The following is a 21,372-nucleotide window of genomic DNA, read 5'->3' as shown; positions in this document are numbered from 1 at the left end:
AACTAGCGGTGGCAGTGGTAATCTGTATAAGGTTGCCTTCTTCACTGGGGCCATATACTGGGGCGCTCAGCTTAACGGAAACCTGGAAACCCCCTGGGTAGCCCGGACCTATTTAGCGGTGCTGGGCTGTTTTTTGCTGTTAGTTAGCGCCTGGGCCAAAGCATAATTACCTTGTGATAACGCGATATCAGCCACTGTGTTACCCGATAAATCTGTATGTTGCGGGTTTGCTCCACTGGCAATCAGTTCCTGTACCAATTCCTGGCGGTCAAACAAGCTGGCAAACATCAGGGCTGTCTGGCCCTGCTGATTTTGTGCATCAACATTGCAGTCTGCAAACATTAATTGTTTAGCCACAGTCAGATGGCCTTTGAAAATAGCGCCCATTAGTGCAGTATTACCTTTATTGTCTTCCTGACAAGTATCCGCGTGCGCAGTGTCAATAAGATAAGTCACGGCCTTCTGATGTCCATGGTAAGCCGCCAGAATTAACGCCGTATAGCCTTTCTCATCCGCTACATTAGCGTTTACCCCAGCTTCATAGAAAGCGCTTAGCAGTTCAATATTGCCGGCCCGGGCGGCGTCGAAATAGCGCGCTTTCAAGGCCTCTGCATTTTGAGCCTGGCTGGCAATAGCAGTAAATGAGCACAGTATGAAAATGGCGGTTAAAAACCAACGTGTAAAAGTATGTTGCATTTAAATACTCCCGGTTAAACAAAGTAAAATCCTGCACCCGGGGGTGCAGGATGGGCAGGGTTACTTATGCATGGCCGCCAGGCTTTCGGCAACCTGTTTGGCATGTTTAGCACGCTCAGTTTGGGTGTCCATCAGCTCTTTGGCTTTTGCTTTAACTTTAGACAACGACGCGTTCGCGCGCTTGGCTACACCAGTACCGTATTCCTTATCGGCGTTATACATATACGCACTGATAATTACCCGAATTTCTTCTTCTGGCGTACCGGCCAAGGTACCACCCATATTTTCTATCAGGTGTTGACGGCCTTCTTTGCTAAGGCTGCGATAGAAATCTCCGGCCTGCTTGAAGTTTTGTTCCTTATAAAAAGGAATTTGTTGAGTCATACCGGCCAACGGCTTACTAGAATAACGGTAGGCTGGATCTTCATTCAGGTCTACCCGACGGCTTGGCTGATAATTTACGTCACGGGTAGAGTGCGTAGTGCGCAACTGGCCGTGTTGTTCGTGGTTATCAATAGTTGCATTTTTCGGTGAATTAACCGGAATGCGGTAGGCGTTTACGCCTAAACGATAACGTTGAGTATCAGCATACGAGAACAAACGACCTTGTAGCATACGATCTTCAGACGGCTCGATACCCGGAATCAGGTTGCTTGGTGCAAATGCCGCCTGTTCAGTTTCTTCAAAGAAGTTATCCGGTACCCGGTTCAATACCAATCGGCCAATCTTGCGCGCCGGTACTAACGACTCCGGCCAGATTTTAGTAGTGTCTAACGGGTTAAAGTCATAGTCGTCCAGTTGTTCAGGTTCCATTTCCTGCAGGTACAAATCCCATGAAGCGGTTTCGCCTTTTTCACCGATACGGGTATAAATATCGCTGGTATGTGGTTGAAAATCTTCACCTTGTACTTTCATAGCTTGTTCAGCAGTGAAGTTCTTCACTGGCTGGTTTGCCTTCCAGGTGAACTTGACGTACTTATAATCGCCACTTTCATCGACAAATTTAAACGCATGTACACCCGAGCCGTTCATGTTCAGGTAGCTTGCAGGCGTACCGTAATCAGAAAACAGCATTGTTAAAGCGTGGGTGCCTTCTGGCACGTGTGAGAAAAAGTCGAAAATACGCGAACCCATCTGAACATTGGTTACCGGCGAAGGTTTAAACGCATGCACCATATCAGGGAACTTTATGGCGTCCCGAATAAAGAATACCGGGAAGTTATTGCCTACCAAATCCCAGTTACCCTGCTCGGTATAAAACTTAACCGCAAAGCCGCGAGGATCACGTAAAGTCTCGGGTGATTGGTGACCATGAATTACCGCTGAAAAACGAACAAAAACATCCGTCTTTTTACCTTCTTTCTGAAATGGTGCGGCCATGGTTTCATCAGAGAGATCTTCATAGTTTTCGTAGTAACCGTACACCCCGGTGCCACGGGCGTGAACCACACGCTCAGGGATCCGTTCACGGTCAAATGAGGCTAATTTTTCAATTAAATGAGAGTCCTGTAATAACACAGGTCCCCACGGCCCCGCCGTTTGTGAGTTCTGGTTATCACCTACCGGTGCACCGTTCTGACGGGTCAGGGTATCTGCTTGTACTGATAGGCTTAACATACCCGCAGTCACACAGGCTAATAATACTTTTGAAAACGCGGTCTTCATGCTGAATTCCTTTAGATGGCAACATTATTTACAAACTTTTAAGCTCTTAACCCCTGGGAACGCCAATAAACTTTATAGTTATGCTGCGATTACATTTCGTATAAACAGTGACTTAAGTACCTTAATTAACAGAACTAGGTATTCTTAAAAACACTGCTGGCTTGTTGAGCGAAAGAGTATCCTAGATAACATCAATTATTAAAATCGATAAAACATAATTAGACTAATCTGTTTTTAGTATTAGATGGGTATCGGACTGGAAATATCATTGGGCTAGCCTTTCAGGTCGGCCCTTGTTTGTTGCGGGTCAACTACTGCAACGTCATAATTTGGGCAAACACAAACAGCCGTGCGCTAATAGCAATGGCTATATCAACGCTGGCTAAAGTTAGCTAAATAAACGGCACGGCCGATTGGCTTTAACTTGGCTTTATCCTGGTTTTACGCATACCTGCGGGGCAATGTAACCTTATGACAGGACCTAACAGGGCTTTACGAATTTAGCGGCTGGCCGGTCACGCGAGCCAGACACGCAGGCCAAACCAGCATGCATCTAAAATGCTCCCCGTAAGCCATGGCTGCTGCCACCACGCAACCGTTATTCTGTGCCGTTTATCGTAAAGCGTCCCAGGTAAGCCGAAGAAACAGGTTAGGGTGGGGAATTAATCAACCATCAACCATGCTTGCTTCGTATATCTTAGGCAAATCACGCGACGCAATGCACGTTAACAGGAGACAGCCATGAGTAACCCAAATAAAGTTGCCATTGTCACTGGCGCCTCTCGGGGCATCGGTGCGCAGATAGCCAAAAGACTCAGTCAGGAAGGGTTTGCGGTGGTGGTAAATTATGCCAGTAGCGCAGAGGCTGCCCAGGCAGTAGTGCAGGAGATTACCGAAAAGGGCGGCCAGGCCATGGCGTATCAGGCAGATATTAGTGATGCTACAGCAGTGACAGCACTATTTGATACCACCGTAGAACACTTTGGCGGCGTTGATGCGCTGGTAAATAATGCCGGTGTACTTGAGTTAGCCCCTCTAAGCGAGGTAACGGATAGCCATATAAGCCAGCATATTGATATTAATTTAAAAGGGACTTTATACACCATGCGTGAAGCTGCAAAGCGGCTGCGTGAGAATGGGCGCATTGTAAATTTATCCACGTCAGTGGTGGGGTTAAAGCTGGAAAACTATAGCGTGTATGCCGCTACTAAGGCGGCGGTTGAAACCGCCACAGCTATCATGGCCAAAGAAATGCGGGGAAAAAATATCAATGTTAATGCGGTGGCCCCCGGCCCCACAGAAACCGACCTGTTTTTATCCGGTAAGTCTGATGAACTCATTAATAAGCTGGCAAATATGAGCCCGAAAGAGCGCCTGGGTACCCCTCAGGATATTGCCGCCGTCGTCGCCTTTTTGTTAGGGCCGGACGGCGAATGGGTGAACGGTCAGGTACTTAGAGCAAATGGCGGTGCTGTGTAATAGCCGTTCGGCTAAATGTATAAAGCGAGGCGCTTGGGCGTGCTCGTATTTATTCGGTTGGGCATGGTCGCCATATTTCCATCTACCTACCCATGAGGCCTGAAGGGGGAAGGCGTCGATGCCCCGCGCCAGGCTAGCGCGCCGGGGTGCTGTTGACTACGCGGCCGGCGATATCAGCAATCCGTAGGTTTTGTTCCATAGCGTGCTTTTGCAAGCGCCGGTAAGCCTGGCTTTCTGTTAATTGCCACTGCTGCATGAGCAGCAATTTTGCGCGGTCTATGGTTTTTTGCTCGTTAATCGCTTGGCGGGCGGCATCGAGTTCGCTCGACATTTGGCGAATATGTTCTGACTGTTCACACAGCAAATCATAAAATGAGCGGTGCGCCGATAGCCCATTGTTAGGTGATGTGGTTTCCCGGTGGCCCTCACTACCTTGCAGTCCCGGTACAGTGGGGTCAAATAATACGGTGAGTGGGCGGTCAGCTGCCGAGGCCTGTTCGGTTAATGTTTGCAGAAGTTTTTTGTGATTTTTGAGGCTTTTGATTGCTTGCTGAAGACGCTCTGCTGTGAGGGTGATCAATTCGTTTGTTAGCCATTCCTCTACGTTTTGCATCCCGTCGATGCGACTACTTGCCACGTCATACCAGATCTCACTTAATTGGCCATCAATAGGGCTGCCATCGGCTAATTGTTTAATCATCGCTCGTAGTTTAGCCTGCTGCTGGGTGGCATCACTTTGCTGGGTGGCTTGCCACAAGCTACGGGCATGCTCATCACAAAATTCCAGGAAGATATCAACATGGTGTTGCTGTTGCTGCTGTAAATGTTCAAGACGCTCACATAGCGAGGTATTGAAATGCGTTTCGGCAAAGCCAATGGCCCCCCAGGCTCGCTCCTGACCTGCAAACTCCTTACCCTGGATAAAATTAAATAGTGCCACCAAACGGCGGGTGATAACCGGGTCTCCAGCCACATCGGCTGCTTCGAAAATCACGGCCAGCAAACTGTTGATCAGCCGACAATATGCCTGTGTGGAAGCCAGTGCGCTAATCTTGGTAGCCTTTATCTGGTCACGTAAAAAGCTGACGTTATCCATACCCTGTAGTGCCACCGCGATACTGCCGAGCAACCGCATATTGCCTGCTTGTTCTGCATCATTCAGGTACATCGCGTTGAGCTGGCTTTTAAGCGTATCCTCAGCCTGTATGCTTTGCGCATGCTGCGCCTGCAGCTGATTTGAAAAGCGTTGCCCCTGGGAGGCTAAATAAACATTGCTGGCGCCGCGCTCGCGTTGCAGCTGGTGGATAAGACTGGTCATACTTATAACCAGGCGACAGTTCGCTGCAAGTTGCTCTAACGCGGCTATCTCGGCGTACTTGGCAGCCAGTAAAAAACGCTTTGTGGTATCAGTATAGTGGGGCATTGGACCGGCCATAACGCTAAACATCAAGAATACCCTTACCTAAGCAAAGGCCATTCCACAACACGGAACACCCTAGCGCCCCTGCGCCCGCGCCTTCCTCACCGCCGATTGCTAGTAGAAGATAAGAAAGAAAGCCCATTTTAAGTGCGTAGGCTGCACAGTTAAAGTGCATTCATGGCGGGTGAGGGCGCGTTGGTTTCAACGGATAAGCTGCAAGTTATTGAAAATAAATGGCTAAAAGATATTGGCCCTATTTTTGTAATAAGTATCGGTAAGCAACTGGCCTATGTGCCGTGACAATGTCGATATTTGGATAATGGCGTCCATAACTTTTTCAGCAACGCTGAAAAAGTGTGGGCGCTTTTTTGTGCCCGCAATTAATTGTTACCAATGGGCCGGCTTGTAGATGTCAACTTAACCCTTAACCTTAGGTGAACACCATGGCTTACTTATTACCGAACGAATTTGTGACCAAAATGGTCGATGCGGGCGAATCCAAAATTTATATGTCTACCCGCGATACGCTTATCCGTGGATACATGGCCGGGGCCATTTTGGCGTTAGCTGCGGTATTTGCGATTACTATTGCCGTTCAAACGGGCATATTTTTACTTGGCGCGGTGTTATTCCCGGTGGGGTTTTGCATGCTCTATCTTATGGGCTTTGATCTGCTAACCGGGGTGTTTGTGCTTACCCCGCTGGCGTGGCTGGCAAAACGGCCGGGGGTCACCTGGCCGCAGATACTAAGGAACTGGGGGCTGGTGTTTTGCGGCAATTTTGCGGGCGCGTTAACAGTGGCATTTATGATGTCATTTGTTTTTACCTATGGTTTTAACACCGACGGTGGCGCTATTGCTACCAAAGTGGCCAGTATCGGCGAAGCTCGTACCCTGGGTTATGCTCAATATGGTACTGAAGGCTGGCTAACTATTTTTATCCGCGGCATGTTATGTAACTGGATGGTGTCGATGGGTGTAGTAGGCGCAATGATATCTACCCATGTCAGTGGCAAAATATTTGCCATGTGGATGCCAATTATGCTGTTCTTTTTTATGGGTTTTGAACACTCTGTAGTAAATATGTTCCTATTCCCGTTCGGGCTGATTATGGGGGGGGAATTCTCGGTAATGGACTATCTAGTGTGGAATGAAATACCCACCGCGCTGGGGAACCTGGTAGGCGGGCTTGCCTTTACCGGATTGACCCTTTATAGCACCCACTATCGTACGGCGCCCAAACGTAAACTGGCAGCGCAAAGCACGCCAGTGCGCACCAGTGCTGACACTAAACCCGCAACCGTATAGCCTGCGAATGGCACTCTCTGTTTTGGAGCGGGTGCCGGACACTATTTTATGTTGAAGGTTGCTTTAGGCCAACATTCCAGCGCAGGTGAAAAAACGCTTAACCAGGACAGTCATGGTGCCCGGGTTCCATTAGGGTCCCCGCTACAGTTCAAGGGTGCAGCGGTGGCCCTGGCTGACGGTATCGGCAGTAGCCCGGTAAGCGACCAAGCCAGTCAGGCCGCTATCACCCAGTTCTTGCACGACTATTTTTGTACCAGCGATAGCTGGTCAGTTGCGCACGCTGGCGAGCAAGTTATCCAAACCATTAACCGCAGCTTGTTAAACACCACGCGAAACAGTGAACATTGGGAAAACCAGGATCACGGTTATGTGTGCACATTCAGTGCATTAATTGCCAAGCATCGACAGGGGTATCTGTTTCACGTTGGAGATAGCCGAATTTATCGCTGGCGGGAGCATCAGTTAGAGCAACTTACCCGCGACCACCGCCAGTGGCATGATCAGCGTTTCTATCTCAGTAACGCTCTTGGTATGCACGAACAGCTTGTAGTCGATACCAGCGAAGTAGCTTTAGCCGAAGGGGATATTTTTATACTGGCAACTGATGGAGTATATGAATATTTACCCGCACAGCAGATGACTCAGTGCTTGGCTGAGCACGGCCAGCAGCTTACCGATTGTGCCAAACACATGGTGCAACAGGCTTTTGATAATGGCAGTGACGATAACCTTACGGTGCAACTGCTCAGAATTGATGCGCTGCCGGAACCGGTTCAATGGTTTAACGCTGATGAGGTAAATTTACCGGTTCCTCCGGTACTAAGCCCTGGCGATATGTTAGATGACTACCTGATAACTCGGGTGCTGTATAGTAGTGCCCGCAGTCATATTTATCTTGCTAAACATCAAAGTGAAGCGCCCCACGGCCCGCAATACGTTATTAAAGCGCCCAGCCAGGAATTGGCCGAACAGCGCGAGCACCTGGACCGGTTGTTGACTGAAGAGTGGGTGGCCCGGCGCATCAGCAGTATTCATGTCATAGGCGCACCGGCCAGCGCAAACAATCGTACTGCACTATACACGGTACTTGATCACGTCCCAGGCCAGACCCTGGCACAGTGGTTACGAGACAACCCCCAACCGGATCTTGAAACCATCCGCAGCTGGGTCGAACAGATCGCTCTGGGATTGCGGGCTTTACACCGGGCTGACGTTATTCACCAGGATTTGCGCCCTGAAAATATTATGCTAAACGCGCAGGGGGCGGTGTGTTTAATTGACCTTGGTAGCGCCAGTATTGCCGGCCTCAACGAATTTTATCAACCTGACGTGCAGCTTACCGGCGCCTTGATGTATTGCGCGCCAGAATGCTTTTTGGGTGAGCCCGGCAGTGTGCAGTCTGACATGTATTCGCTTGCAGTGCTCACCTACTACCTGTTAAGTCAGCGCTATCCTTATGGTGCTGCTGTACCGCGAGCTACCACCGTGGCCGCCCAGCATAAGTTGCGCTACCGCAGTGTGTTAGATGCCCAGCGTCATATCCCCGGTTGGTTAGATGATACCTTAAAAAAAGCTCTGCATCCGAACCCGGCTAAACGTTACCCGGTACTCTCGGCATTCTTATACGACCTGCGTCATCCTAATCCGGCCTACTTACAGGCCCAGCGGGCGCCCCTTATTCAGCGCCATCCAGTGCGCTTTTGGCAGGGCGTTAGCGCGCTGTTGTTGTGTTTGGTCATTGTATTGCTCAACACAAGCAATGCATGACCTATAAACCTTAACCTCCAAAGGAGTGAGTTATGATCACTGATAGAAGCCAGGTAACAAACCTGATTATAAGTAAAAAAGTCGCCAAGGCGATTAAATGGACGCAGGTAGCCGAGGTGGTAGGCCAGTCAAAAGAGTGGAGTACCGCAGCTTGCCTTGGACAGATGGCCATGAACAAACAACAGGCTGAAGCGGTGGGGGCGTTGTTTGAACTGGAGGATGAAGCGATCGCCTGGTTACAAATAGCTCCCTATAAAGGTTCGCTACCTACGGCCGTGCCAACCGATCCGCTGATTTATCGCTGGTATGAGCTCATTAGTGTGTATGGCACCACATTGAAAGAACTGATTCACGAAGAATTTGGCGACGGAATTATGAGTGCCATAGATTTTTCGATGGATCTTAATCGCGAAGCCGACCCTAAAGGTGACCGGGTCAAAGTGGTAATGTCGGGAAAATTCCTCCCTTACAAAACTTATTAGTTGAGTCGGTACGCTAAGGGAAGACATAACACCTATTGCACAGGGTTGGCGCAATGACACCAAAACAGTGCGCCAAAAACAAATGGGCCCGGTGAAATGCTGGCTAAGTTACTGATTTTTAGTAAGCGTAGTGTTGGCACCAAACTTGATACAGTAATAACAAATCCCGTTATATCGCGTTAGTTGTTGCCGCATTTACCCAGCCATGCTGCTTGTGGGTAACCGGCGAGACTAAACGTTATATTCTACATTACATAGCTGACTGCCGGTTATAGCCGGTCAGTCAGGGCAACGAAGCCCATGCTCACCTTCGCCGGTGATCATGGGTTTTTTTATGCCTAAAAAGGAGTGAATCATGACAGCAGACAATTCAGTCATCCGGGTAGTGGTAGTAGGTAATGGCATGGTGGGGCACCACTTTGTAGAGAGCCTGATTAACAGTGGTCAGCCGGCGCATATCACCGTGCTAAGCGGCGAACCTCGATTGGCCTACGACCGGGTGCATTTATCTTCATGGTTCACCGGCAGCCGCGCCGAGGACCTGGCATTGACGGATGAAGCAACGTATCAGCAGTGGGGTATCAATTATGTATTAAATGCCAAAGTCGAAGGCATTGACCGCACCCAGAAATTGGTGACTACACAGCAACAGTCTTATCACTACGATGTTTTAGTTCTGGCGACTGGATCTTACCCGTTTGTACCGCCTATCCCTGGCAGCGATCAGCCCCATTGTCTGGTATACCGCACGATAGAAGATTTACAGGCTATTGAAGAGAGCGCTGCGCAAAGCAAGGTTGGCGTGGTAGTGGGGGGCGGCTTATTAGGGCTTGAAGCGGCCAACGCTCTGAAACAAGCAGGACTGAAAACCCATGTGGTTGAATTCGCTGCACAGTTAATGGCAGTGCAACTGGACGAGGGCGCCGGCACTTTGTTACGGGAAAAAATTGAAGCGCTTGGCGTGACGGTGCATACCCAAAAATCCACTCAGGTTATTGAGCAGGGGCAAGAGTGTCGCTACCGCATGGTCTTCGCAGATGGCAGCTTTTTAGAAACCGATATGATTCTGTTTTCTGCTGGCATCCGGCCCAGCGATCAATTAGGGCGTGAAGCGGGGCTTGGCATAGGCGAACGTGGCGGTATTGTAATCAATAATAAATGCCAAACGGATGATCCTGCTATTTATGCGATTGGAGAATGTGCCCTGTGGGAGAACCGTATCTACGGGTTGGTGGCCCCCGGTTACACCATGGCGCGGGCGGCTGTGGCCAGCATCGCTGGTGAAGAACTGGACTTTGCCGGCGCGGATATGAGCACCAAGCTAAAGTTAATGGGAGTCGAGGTTGGCTCAATTGGCGATGCCCACGCCAGAACGCCAGGTGCGCAATGTTATACCTATCATAATCAACCCCAGGGCGTGTATAAAAAGCTGATTGTCGATGCAAACCACAGCAAGGTGCTGGGGGCAGTATTGGTAGGGGATACCAGCGACTACGACACCTTATTACAGTATTGCCTGAATGATATGGCATTACCGCAGACTCCGGAAACGCTGATTCTGCCGGCCAGTGGCGAGAAACCTGCTTTGGGGGCCGACGCCTTGCCGGCCACTGCCACCATTTGTTCATGCCATAATGTGGCTAAAAGCGATATTGTTGAAGCTATTGAAGGAGGCTGTGCCAGCCTTGGCGAGATAAAAGCCTGTACGAAAGCAAGTTCTGGATGCGGGGGGTGTACCGCACTGCTTAAAAATGTCGTCGACAGTGAATTTGAAAAGCGTGGAGTGGCTGTGTCCAAAGCGCTTTGTGAGCACTTTAACCATACCCGGCAAGAATTATTTCACCTGGTAAAAATTGAACAGATTCGTTCCTTCGATGCACTTATTGAACGACATGGAAGTGGCATGGGTTGTGATATTTGCAAGCCTGCGGTGGGCTCCATTCTTGCCTCAGTGTGGAACGATTACGTGTTAAACCCCAGTAATGTTCCCTTACAGGATACTAACGACACCTACCTTGGCAATATGCAAAAAGATGGCACGTATTCTATTGTTCCGCGTATTCCGGGCGGCGAGATTACCCCCGCCGGCCTTATCGTTATTGGCGAGGTAGCGCAAAAATACAATCTGTACACCAAAATCACCGGTGGTCAGCGTATTGATTTATTCGGTGCGCGGGTAGAACAACTTCCTGACATCTGGCAGACCCTGGTTTCAGCAGGTTTTGAAACCGGGCATGCCTATGCAAAAGCGCTACGCACAGTAAAATCTTGTGTAGGTAGTACCTGGTGCCGCTACGGCGTGCAAGACTCTGTAGGTCAGGCCATTGCTTTAGAACATCGCTACAAAGGTTTACGGGCGCCCCACAAAATAAAGTTTGCGGTATCTGGTTGCACCCGTGAGTGCGCTGAAGCGCAAAGCAAAGATATCGGCATTATTGCTACCGAGAATGGATGGAATTTATACGTATGTGGCAACGGCGGTATGAAACCCCGCCACGGCGATTTATTTGCCACCGATTTAAGCACCCCTACGTTGGTGCAGTACATCGATAGAATTTTAATGTTTTACGTTAAAACGGCAGACCGGTTACAACGCACGTCGGTGTGGATGGATAACCTTGAAGGAGGGCTGGCTTACCTGCAAAGCGTGGTTATAGATGATGTGTTGGGTATCAACAGCGAACTTGAAGCCCAGATGCAGCAGGTCATTGATGCCTATCAGTGCGAATGGAAAACCACCCTGGCCTCGCCTGAGGCGAAAAAACGCTTCCGCCAGTTTGTTAACAGCAAACAGGAAGATACCAATATCCAGTTTGTCGATGAAAGAGGGCAAATACGTCCGGCTACTGAGCTGGAAAAGACCCCCGAACATGCACGTATCCCCGTTGAATTGGTTTAAGGAGAATCTTCATGCAGGCAAAAGCGCAACAACTTCCGATTTGGTACGACATTTGTGATGAACAGGACTTAATCAGCAACAGTGGTGTATGTGCATTACTCGGCCAGCAACAAGTAGCCATTTTTACCCTGGACTGGCAAGGCCATCGTCAACTTTATGCACTTAGCAATTACGATCCGGTGGGCAAAGCGAATGTTATTTACCGCGGTATTATGGGCTCGGTAAATGGGCAACCAGTCGTTGCTTCGCCTCTATATAAAGAGCACTACTGCCTGGCAAGTGGCCAGTGTCTGGAAAACGACGCCTTATCGTTACCGACGTTTGAGGTAGAGCTTAAAGCCGGCAAAGTGCGCATCGCGCTTTAATACGGCTAATTTATTTTGCATAACTATGCGTGAAGGAGGCAAGATGACGGAGCTTTTAACCGAGACTACGCCAGCACCAGCAACCGCTAAAGCCGCTGAACGTCGCCGTCTGGAAAGTGATGAGAGCCTTAAGCTTACCGCCCCTGAGCTTAAGGACAGCCCTGAGCTCAAAGACAGCCCTGAGCGCAAAAAAAGCCCTGAGCGCAAAGACAGCCCTGAGCTCAAAGACAGCCCTGAGCGCAAAGACAGCCCTGAGCTCAAAGACAGCCCTGAGCGCAACAATAGCCTAAAGCAAGATAGCCAATGTGCCGCAGCTAGCGATATGCCCTCCAGCCAAACCACGCTGGTACAAACCACCTGTCCATATTGCGGAGTGGGTTGTGGGGTAGATGTTAGCTGCCAGGGTGAAGCACTAAACCGCACTCCAGTAAAGGTAACCGGCACACCAGAACACCCAGCCAATTACGGTCGCTTGTGCATAAAAGGCACGCACCTGTTAGAGACTAATAGTTTACACGGCCGTTTGCTACAGCCTCATGTAGGAGGCAGGGCCACAACGTGGGATCAGGCAACCGGTAAAATAGCCGACAAAATTAACCAGGTCATCAGCCAGCATGGGCCGGATGCCGTGGCGTTCTACGTGTCAGGCCAGTTGCTTACCGAAGATTATTATATCGCGAACAAATTAATCAAAGGTTTCCTTGGCAGTGCCAACATCGATACAAATTCCCGATTATGTATGTCTTCCGCAGTAGCAGCCTACAAACGCGCATTCGGAGAAGATTTGGTTCCCTGTTGTTATGAAGACATCGAATGTACCGACTTGTTAATTCTCACCGGTAGTAATGCGGCATGGGCGCATCCGGTTCTGTTCCAGCGAATGTCGCGGGCGCGCTTAAAAAACCCGGCCATGAAGGTAGTAGTTATTGACCCGCGGGCAACGGAAACTGCCGACCTGGCTACCCTCCACTTGCCGTTAAAACCTGGCACCGATGCCTATTTATTTAATGGGTTACTACACTATTTATTCACCAATGACTTACTTGATGAACGCTTTATTAGCGAACACACCAATGGATTCAATGAGGCTCTTGCAAGTGCCAGGGACTGGAACCCGGATAGCGTCGCGAAAGTTTGTAACCTTAGTCTGGCGCAGGTAAATCAGTTTTACCGGTTGTTTGGGAAAAGCCAATCTGCCATAACATTTTTTTCGATGGGAATTAACCAGTCAAACAGTGGCGTAGATAAAGCAAACGCTATTATTAATTGCCACCTTGCCAGCGGCAAAATTGGCGCCCCTGGCAGCGGCCCGTTTTCGATTACCGGTCAACCCAACGCTATGGGCGGCCGTGAAGTAGGTGGATTAGCCAATATGCTGGCCGCCCATATGGATATAGAAAATCCGGCGCACCGTGAGGCAGTGCAAACCTACTGGCAATCCCCGACGCTTTGTACCAAGCCAGGCTTAAAAGCGGTGGATATGTTTAGCCAGATGGCCGCAGGAAAAATAAAATTTGTTTGGATTATGGCTACTAACCCTGTAGTGAGTATGCCTGATCGACGCCAGGTAGAAAAAGCATTACAGCAGTGCGAGATGGTCGTGGTATCGGATATGGTAAGCAGTAACGATACCCTGGCTTATGCAGATATAGCGCTGCCTGCCACCGGCTGGTCGGAGAAAAACGGTACAGTGACTAATTCTGAACGCCGTATCTCTCGTCAGCGCGGCATTATGCCGCCCCCCGGTGAAGCCCGCCATGACTGGCAAGCACTTTGTAACGTGGCAGCTAAACTGGGTTATGGCGACCGTTTCGACTATAACCACGTAAGCGAAATATTCGCGGAACACGCGGGTTTGTCTGCCTACAAAAATAATGGTCAGCGCCTGTTTAACTTAGCCGGGCTTAGTAGCCTTAACCGTGCCCAGTACGATCGCCTTGCACCTATTCAGTGGCCATTAGGGCAGGGGGACGCTGCCGGCTCGCCACGTCTGTTCGGCAATCGGCAGTTTGCTACCGCCGATGGTAAAGCCCGGTTTGTTGCTATCACCGCGCGTTTGCCTACCCAGCAAACCTGTGACCGGTATCCCTACATATTGAACTCGGGCCGCAGCCGCGATCAATGGCACACCATGACCCGCACCGGTAAAGCCAGCGCGTTATTAAATCATGCAGCGATGGCCACGCTGGCTATGCATCCGCAGGATATGCTTGATAGCGGTGTAAGTGAAGGTGAGTTGGTTACTTTGCAAAGCGCAGGAAATACCGGCAATCCGGTTATTTTACCTGTTGCTGCGCAGTCGGGGCAGCGCCGGGGCGAATGTTTTGCCCCTATTCACTGGTCTGCAACCTGGGGTTCGCATATTACGTTGGGGGCGTTATATAGCAGTGCAACCGACCCTATTTCTGGCCAGCCTGAAACCAAGCATGGTGCGGTGTCATTGGTTAAAACCCGTTATCCTGTTCATGGCCAAATCGTTTTTAGCGACCCGATTGTGTTTGATAAAGTCACTAAACAGGTCGAATACTGGGCTAAACAGCCAGGTCAGTATGTGCAAAGTGCACGCGTGGCGTGCCACAAAAATATGCATGAATTAGCCCAGTCCGTTATGCCGTTGGTGCCACCTACCGCAACCTATATTAGCCGTTTTACCGAATCATCTTGCAGTATGCTGTGGTTACAGGATAACCAGTTAGTTGGCGTGGTGTGGCTTAGTGCGCAAACAGCGCAAAGCTATGCACCTATACCGCTGGAGTGGCTGGATGCGATTTATGACGATTGCACCGTGACCAATACCGGACGGATAAACAATTTGTTGAACGGTATTGCTGATGCTGAATTTTTGCAAGGTCCATTGGTTTGTAGCTGTTTCAAAGTGCGCCAGCAGCGTATTGTTACCGCTATAGAACAAGGCTGTAATTCGGTAACGGCGTTGGGCAGCACATTGCAGTGCGGAACGAATTGCGGATCATGTAAAGGCGAATTAGCCCGGCTGGTCAACCGACATAGCAGACATTCAGAAGCATCTACCACCCCCACCGTAAACCCTATACTTGCAGGAGAATCCGCATGAGTTTTTTATCCCCTTTAGGTATGCCTTGGTATGCCAGATTGTTCGCTCGCTTACCAGCGGCGCTATCGCCAGGTGGGCGTTCATCTTCTACAGCTTCATCTCGTTTAGGTGGTTTATTGAGCCGGCCGTCTGCCAGTTCAGGTACGCCAGGGAAGGTATATATTGTGGGGGCTGGGCCGGGTGATGCTGAATTACTGACGGTAAAAGCAGTACGACTATTACAAAGCGCTGATGTAGTGCTATTCGACTGGTTGGTAGATAAGTCTGTATTGGCGCTTATTCCTCGTCATGTAAAACAAGAGTTTGTCGGCAAGCGGTGTGGTCGGCATAGTGCTACCCAAAACGAGATTTGCCAGCGTTTGGTGGCGTTAGCCTCTGCAGGCAAAACCATAGTCCGGCTAAAAGGCGGGGATCCTGCGGTGTTTGCCAGAACGTGTGAAGAAACCACCGCATTGTATCGCGCAAATATTCCTTTTGCGATTGTACCGGGTATTACCGCGGCCTCCGGCGCATCTGCCTATACCGGCATACCATTAACTGATCGCCGTTGCGCCCAGTCGGTGAGGTTAATGACAGCGCATTTACAGGACCCTGATGCATCGCCCGACTACCGCGCGATGGCTAATAATCTGGCCAGCGAAACTGTCGTAATGTATATGGGATTAAAGCGCCTGCCAATAATAACCCAGCAACTTCAGGCGCAGGGCGTAGCAACGGGCTTACCGGTAGCCGTTATCGAAAACGCATGTTGCCATAACCAGCAGGTTATTATCGGCACGCTGGCGACTATCGCTGACTTGGTTGCCGCGCGAACGCTTAAGGGCCCCGCCTTATTAATGTTTGGCGAGGTAGTGAACTACCGCCAGCACGTCACCCCTGCACTGCTAGAGGCGGCTCAACCGCTGGCCACCCTGTCGCTATAAAGTAGGTAAATTCAGGATAGTTCGATATGCGGTAGTTCAATACGTGGTAGTTCAATAATAGTGCAGTAGTTGCACAATTTTGCATCACCACCGCAGTGGCTAGACTAGCTAAAATTTCTAAATTAATGATAAATAAAGAAAAAGCTACATGGCATTAATACTGCAAAACCTTTATAGAAAATAAGTGCTGAGAAAAAAATACTAGATAACACCGGTTACTGATACCGATAACCACGCATTTTTAACCGCCAGCAATGTATTGCTGACGCTAATATTATATCTGTTACCACTATGTTTAGTGGTAACGGGGCAACGAAGCCCATCCAGCCAGTCTGCTGTAGTCAGACTGGCTGGGTGGGCTTTTTTTGTGGCTAAAAGGAATACACATGAAACCATCTACGTCATTGTTAACCCTGAAACACACCTTAAAAGCGGCAGCCAGCGCGCTGCTGTTACATGCCGCCTGTACCGGCACCGCATGGGCAGAACCTGAGTTAGGCTGGCCTGAAAAAGAAGAACTTAAATTTGGGTTTATCAAGCTGACTGATATGGCACCTTTGGCCATTGCCTATGAGAAGGGCTTTTTTGAAGACGAGGGGTTATACGTAACGCTGGAAGCACAGGCAAACTGGAAAGTTTTGTTGGATAGGGTCATTGACGGCCAACTTGATGGCGCCCATATGTTAGCGGGTCAACCTTTGGGGGCCACCATCGGCTATGGGACCAAAGCCCATATCGTTACGGCTTTTAGTATGGATTTAAACGGTAACGGTATTACTGTTTCCAACGAAATATGGGATGCCATGCGCCCGCATATTCCCCAGCAAAATGGTAAACCGGTGCATCCCATTAAGGCGGATTACCTGAAACCGGTGGTGGAAGATTATCGCCAAGCCGGCAAGCCGTTTAAAATGGGCATGGTATTCCCGGTATCTACCCACAATTACGAACTGCGCTACTGGCTTGCCGCGGGCGGCATTCATCCAGGCTTTTATGCCCCGCACAAAGGCGATACGTCAGGCCAGATTGACGCGCAGGCATTGTTGTCTGTTACCCCTCCACCACAAATGCCGGCCACTATGGAAGCAGGCACTATTTACGGCTACTGCGTAGGTGAACCGTGGAATCAGCAAGCGGTATTTAAGGAAATCGGTGTGCCGGTGATCACCGACTATGAAATTTGGAAAAATAACCCGGAAAAAGTCTTTGGGGTGAATAGCGAGTGGGCAAAGCAATACCCCAACACCCATATACGCGTAGTGAAAGCAATGATTCGCGCCGCCATGTGGCTGGATGCTAACAACAACGCTAATCGCCCGGAAGCCGTTAAGATTCTGGCAAAAAGTAATTATGTCGGGGCCGATGAAAAAGTGCTGGCCAACAGTATGACAGGCACCTTCGAATATGAAAAAGGCGATAAACGCGCGGTGCCTGATTTCAATGTGTTCTTTCGCTATCACGCTACCTATCCCTATTACAGCGATGCTATCTGGTACCTGACCCAAATGCGCCGGTGGGGCCAGATAGCGCAGCCCCAAACCGATAGCTGGTATCTGGAAACTGCCAAAAAAGTCTATCGCCCAGATGTGTATGCTAAAGCAGCTAAGTCTTTAATTGCTGAGGGTAAAGCCGAGGCAAGTGCATTCCCTGATTTTGCCACCGAAACCGGTATTAAACCTGCGCAAAATGAGTTTATCGACGGTGTAACGTATGACGGCAGCGAACCCAATGCCTATCTGCAACGCTTTGCAATTGGCTTGAAAGGCGAAACCGTACTGTAGGCGGCTGGCAACCTGTAAAAGGAGATATTTATGAGTAAATCAGCAACCCCGGTTTTATCAATTAGCCAAACCCCTTCCAATCCGTGGATAGAGAAACTAACTCAGCGAGTGCCCTTGTTGCTGCTGCCGGTGATTGGCCTGGTGCTTTTTTTGGCAGTATGGAACGGCGTCGCCAAAAACATTGATACGTCTCTTGGCCAGTTCCCCGGCCCGGCTCAGGTATGGGAGCAAGCTGGCGCGCTGGTGGATGAGCATAACCAACAGCGCACCAAAGCCGAGGCATTTTATGCCCGCCAGGAACAACGTAACGCTGAACGGGTAGCGCAAGATCCTACCTATCCGGCAAAAATACGACCCTTTACCGGCGCCCCGACCTTTTTTGATCAAATATGGACCAGCCTGTATACCGTAATGGTGGGATTTTTGGTGGCTTCACTGGTAGCCGTTCCAATTGGTATTTTGTGTGGCCTGAGCCGTTCTTCGTACACAGCTATAAATCCGCTTATTCAACTATTTAAACCTATTTCTCCGTTGGCCTGGCTACCTTTGGTGACCATGGTGGTCAGTGCGGTGTATGTCTCTGATGATCCAATGTTCTCCAAATCGTTTGTAACCTCGGCGGTGACGGTATCTTTGTGCTGCTTATGGCCCACTTTAATCAATACCGCAGTGGGTGTTTCCAATATCGATAAGGACTTACTCAATGTCAGCAGGGTACTGCGTTTAAAACCACTCACCCATCTGCGCAAAATCGTGCTGCCAGCCTCCATCCCGATGATTTTTACCGGCCTCAGATTATCCCTTGGAATAGGCTGGATGGTACTGATAGCCGCTGAAATGCTGGCTCAGAATCCGGGGTTAGGAAAGTTTGTATGGGATGAGTTTCAAAACGGTAGTTCAGCCTCGCTGGCGAGAATTATGGTGGCTGTACTTACCATTGGCGCAATTGGTTTTGTACTGGACCGGTTGATGCTTAGCTTACAGCGGCTGGTAAGTTGGGATAAGAACAGCGTATTGCGCTAATAGGTAAATAGGAGAACATAATGATGAGCAAGCATCTAGAGCTAACTCAGGTGGGAATAGATTTTCCTACACCAAAAGGCGCTTTTACTGCACTGCAAGAGGTAAATCTGCGGATAAATAAAGGTGAGTTTATATCGCTTATCGGCCATTCAGGTTGCGGAAAGTCAACGGTGCTGAATATTGTGGCCGGCCTACTCAACGCTACGCGCGGTGGGGTTATTTTAGATGGTGCGGAGGTCACCCAACCGGGCCCCGAACGCGCTGTGGTCTTTCAGAATCACTCGTTGCTGCCGTGGCTGTCAGTATACAAAAACGTTGAACTGGCGGTGAAGCAGACCTTGCGCGGCAAGCCTAAAAAACAAATCAGAGAATGGGTGATGCATAATCTGGAATTGGTTCACATGACCCACGCCAGTGACAAATTGCCGGCTGAAATATCGGGGGGAATGAAGCAGCGTGTAGGGATAGCCAGAGCATTGGCTATGGAGCCTAAAGTTCTGTTGATGGATGAACCCTTTGGCGCACTCGACGCACTTACCCGCGCTCATTTGCAGGACTCGGTGATGGAAATTCATGCCCAGTTAGGCAATACGGTAATAATGATTACCCATGATGTTGACGAGGCAGTATTGCTGTCGGATCGCATTGTGATGATGACCAATGGCCCCGCCGCCACAGTAGGGGAAGTGTTACCGATTGAGTTGGCGCGGCCGCGTGACCGGCTCGCGCTGGCCGATAATCCTACCTACAACCACTACCGCCACCAGGTATTGACATTCCTGTACGAAAAACAAAAGAAAATTGAGCCGGTTAATGCGAAGCAAACCGCGGCGAATAAAGCCTGCAGTGCGAAAGGCAAAAAAATTGATGCGGCATAAAAAAATAAAGCCTCACCGTTCAACCTAACTAAAAAGCACAGTAATGGCACGCTTGGCCCGGCTTTGTTTGTTCCGGCCGTGCCTGGCTATATGCAAATATTAACAAGGAATACACCATGAGAACTCACACTACCGCTCGTTTACGTGCTTTACCCGGGATATTGCTAGCCAGCACAGCAGTGTTAGCCCACAGCCCGGCGGTCGCTGCAGATTGGTATGAGGCAATGAAGCAAGGCACCGGGTTCGCCGATTTTAGGTTACGTTATGAGGCGGTAGACCAGGACAATGCACTGCAAGATGCCGATGCCCTTACCTTACGCACCTTAGTAGGATATTCCAGCCAGGAACATAACGGCTGGTCATTTACCGCCGAGCTTGAAGACGTTCGCGCTGTTGCTGGTATAGATGACTATGCGGTGCCGCCGACCGGTTATAACACAGGCTTGTATTCGGTTATTGCTGATCCTGAGTCGACCGAACTGCATCAAGGATTTATCCAGTATAAAACTAAAGCGCTTACGGTAAAAGCAGGGCGACAGGTGATTGCTTTGGATGGCCAGCGGTTTATCGGCCATGTCGGCTGGCGTCAAAACTGGCAAACTTTTGATGCATTAAGTGCACATTATCAACAGGAAGATCTACGCATCTTTTACAGCTATATCGACCAGCGCAACCGCATATTTGCTGATGCGGCGGATATGGACAGCAAAGACCACCTGCTAAATGCAAGCTACCAGGGCACGTGGGGTAAATTAACCGCCTATGCGTATTTACTCGAAACAGATAATAATATCCGAAATGGGCTGGATACGTATGGTATGAGTTATGCCGGCCATACCCAGACCGCCACGGTTAAATGGTTATATGCGGCTGAATTTGCTACCCAAACCAGTACCAATGCAGACACCGAGTTTGATGCCAGTTATGTTATGTTAGAGGCTGGGGCAGCCGCTGGCGGCGTTACCGGTAAAATTAACTGGGAAGTACTAGGCTCCGACGATGGGGCCTATGGATTTGCCACCCCCCTTGCTACGCTGCATAAGTTTAACGGCTGGGTAGATCAGTTTCTGACTACGCCCCAACAAGGGTTGGAAGATCTGTCTGTGTCGGTGGCGGGAAATATAGCGGGCGGCAACTGGCTGGTAACCTATCATGATTTTAGTGCTAGTGAGTCGGATGCCGAGGTTGACGATTTAGGAAGTGAAATTGATGTGCAATACGTTACTAAAATAGCCGATTCATTTAGCCTAGGGCTCAAATATGCTAGCTATGATGGTGCCGATGCTGCGGTTGATACCAATAAGCTATGGGTATGGTTGGGAACACGTTTTTAGCTAAGTAGCTGAACTGTTGGCGTAAATAGCAGACGGGTAACCTTTTCAATAATCGCTGTTTAAATGTTTGAGGTAGGGGAGGGGGTAATCCTCCCCGTCGGCTTATTCCTGCAGCCCGCTTATTTTTGCGGCTCATTTATCACGACTGTTCACTTCTAACCGCTGCCAGTTTGCCCGCCCGGTTAGTTTATTTTGCCAGCTCTTACCCACGTCTTCATGGCAATAAATGATAGCTGTAAGGTGAGTGTGCCCCGGACAACCGCCCAGCGCACATTCAACT

General features: G+C 49.6%; 16 protein-coding genes. 13 read left to right on the top strand and 3 right to left on the bottom strand.

What is annotated here, in order from left to right:
• Positions 1-108: 108 nt before the first annotated feature.
• Positions 109-696 (bottom strand): ankyrin repeat domain-containing protein, encoded by a 588-nt coding sequence (locus D0Y50_RS12090; RefSeq protein WP_117317175.1) that lies wholly within the window; start codon positions 694-696, stop codon positions 109-111.
• A 60-nt stretch (positions 697-756) separates the two neighbouring features.
• The gene (locus tag D0Y50_RS12085) at positions 757-2,313 is read right to left on the bottom strand and encodes a catalase (RefSeq protein ID WP_232366520.1); all 1,557 of its coding nucleotides are present in this window, start codon (positions 2,311-2,313) and stop codon (positions 757-759) included.
• A 789-nt stretch (positions 2,314-3,102) separates the two neighbouring features.
• On the opposite strand from D0Y50_RS12085, the gene D0Y50_RS12080 reads away from it, so the two are divergent.
• Positions 3,103-3,840, top strand: a complete 738-nt coding sequence (locus D0Y50_RS12080) for an SDR family oxidoreductase (RefSeq protein WP_117317173.1) — start codon at positions 3,103-3,105, stop codon at positions 3,838-3,840.
• A gap of 133 nt (positions 3,841-3,973) precedes the next feature.
• Here the strand turns inward: D0Y50_RS12080 and D0Y50_RS12075 are convergent, their stop codons facing one another.
• Entirely contained in the window at positions 3,974-5,287 is a 1,314-nt protein-coding gene (locus D0Y50_RS12075; protein ID WP_176582455.1) for a nitrate regulatory protein, read from the bottom strand.
• A gap of 150 nt (positions 5,288-5,437) precedes the next feature.
• Here D0Y50_RS12075 and D0Y50_RS19900 point away from each other — a divergent pair, with 150 nt between their 5' ends.
• From D0Y50_RS19900 to D0Y50_RS12015, 12 genes are all read left to right on the top strand, one after another.
• Complete coding sequence (locus D0Y50_RS19900; protein ID WP_269748298.1) at positions 5,438-5,560, top strand: hypothetical protein; 123 nt, start codon at positions 5,438-5,440, stop codon at positions 5,558-5,560.
• A 143-nt stretch (positions 5,561-5,703) separates the two neighbouring features.
• Positions 5,704-6,567: a formate/nitrite transporter family protein gene (locus D0Y50_RS12070; protein ID WP_117317170.1), complete on the top strand. Its 864-nt coding sequence runs from the start codon at positions 5,704-5,706 to the stop codon at positions 6,565-6,567.
• Positions 6,568-6,615: 48 nt separating this feature from the next.
• On the top strand, positions 6,616-8,334 hold the full coding sequence (locus D0Y50_RS12065; RefSeq protein WP_117317168.1) for a bifunctional protein-serine/threonine kinase/phosphatase: 1,719 nt from the start codon (positions 6,616-6,618) through the stop codon (positions 8,332-8,334).
• Positions 8,335-8,366: 32 nt separating this feature from the next.
• Positions 8,367-8,816 carry a cyanase gene (cynS, locus tag D0Y50_RS12060; RefSeq protein WP_108568239.1) on the top strand — a complete coding sequence of 150 codons (450 nt, stop codon included), beginning with the start codon at positions 8,367-8,369 and terminating at the stop codon, positions 8,814-8,816.
• 355 nt (positions 8,817-9,171) lie between these two features.
• Positions 9,172-11,715 (top strand): nitrite reductase large subunit NirB, encoded by a 2,544-nt coding sequence (gene nirB / locus D0Y50_RS12055; protein ID WP_117317166.1) that lies wholly within the window; start codon positions 9,172-9,174, stop codon positions 11,713-11,715.
• Between the two features lie 11 nt (positions 11,716-11,726).
• Positions 11,727-12,080, top strand: coding sequence for a nitrite reductase small subunit NirD (gene nirD / locus D0Y50_RS12050; protein ID WP_108568237.1), 354 nt, complete (start codon positions 11,727-11,729; stop codon positions 12,078-12,080).
• Positions 12,081-12,123: 43 nt separating this feature from the next.
• On the top strand, positions 12,124-15,153 hold the full coding sequence (locus D0Y50_RS12045) for a nitrate reductase (protein ID WP_232366251.1): 3,030 nt from the start codon (positions 12,124-12,126) through the stop codon (positions 15,151-15,153).
• Positions 15,150-16,076 (top strand): uroporphyrinogen-III C-methyltransferase, encoded by a 927-nt coding sequence (cobA, locus tag D0Y50_RS12040; RefSeq protein WP_108568236.1) that lies wholly within the window; start codon positions 15,150-15,152, stop codon positions 16,074-16,076. The genes D0Y50_RS12045 and cobA overlap by 4 nt, the downstream gene beginning before the upstream one ends.
• Positions 16,077-16,462: 386 nt before the next feature.
• Complete coding sequence (locus D0Y50_RS12030) at positions 16,463-17,857, top strand: CmpA/NrtA family ABC transporter substrate-binding protein (RefSeq protein ID WP_108568234.1); 1,395 nt, start codon at positions 16,463-16,465, stop codon at positions 17,855-17,857.
• 30 nt (positions 17,858-17,887) lie between these two features.
• Complete coding sequence (locus D0Y50_RS12025; protein WP_108568233.1) at positions 17,888-18,880, top strand: ABC transporter permease; 993 nt, start codon at positions 17,888-17,890, stop codon at positions 18,878-18,880.
• A gap of 20 nt (positions 18,881-18,900) precedes the next feature.
• Entirely contained in the window at positions 18,901-19,758 is an 858-nt protein-coding gene (locus D0Y50_RS12020) for an ABC transporter ATP-binding protein (RefSeq protein WP_108568232.1), read from the top strand.
• A gap of 116 nt (positions 19,759-19,874) precedes the next feature.
• The gene (locus tag D0Y50_RS12015; protein WP_108568231.1) at positions 19,875-21,092 is read left to right on the top strand and encodes an alginate export family protein; all 1,218 of its coding nucleotides are present in this window, start codon (positions 19,875-19,877) and stop codon (positions 21,090-21,092) included.
• Positions 21,093-21,372: the final 280 nt, after the last annotated feature.

This window comes from Salinimonas sediminis (genome assembly GCF_003429285.1).
Classification (GTDB): domain Bacteria; phylum Pseudomonadota; class Gammaproteobacteria; order Enterobacterales; family Alteromonadaceae; genus Alteromonas; species Alteromonas indica.
Note: the sequence above shows the minus strand (reverse complement) of the source record. Positions and strands in the feature narration are given on the sequence as shown.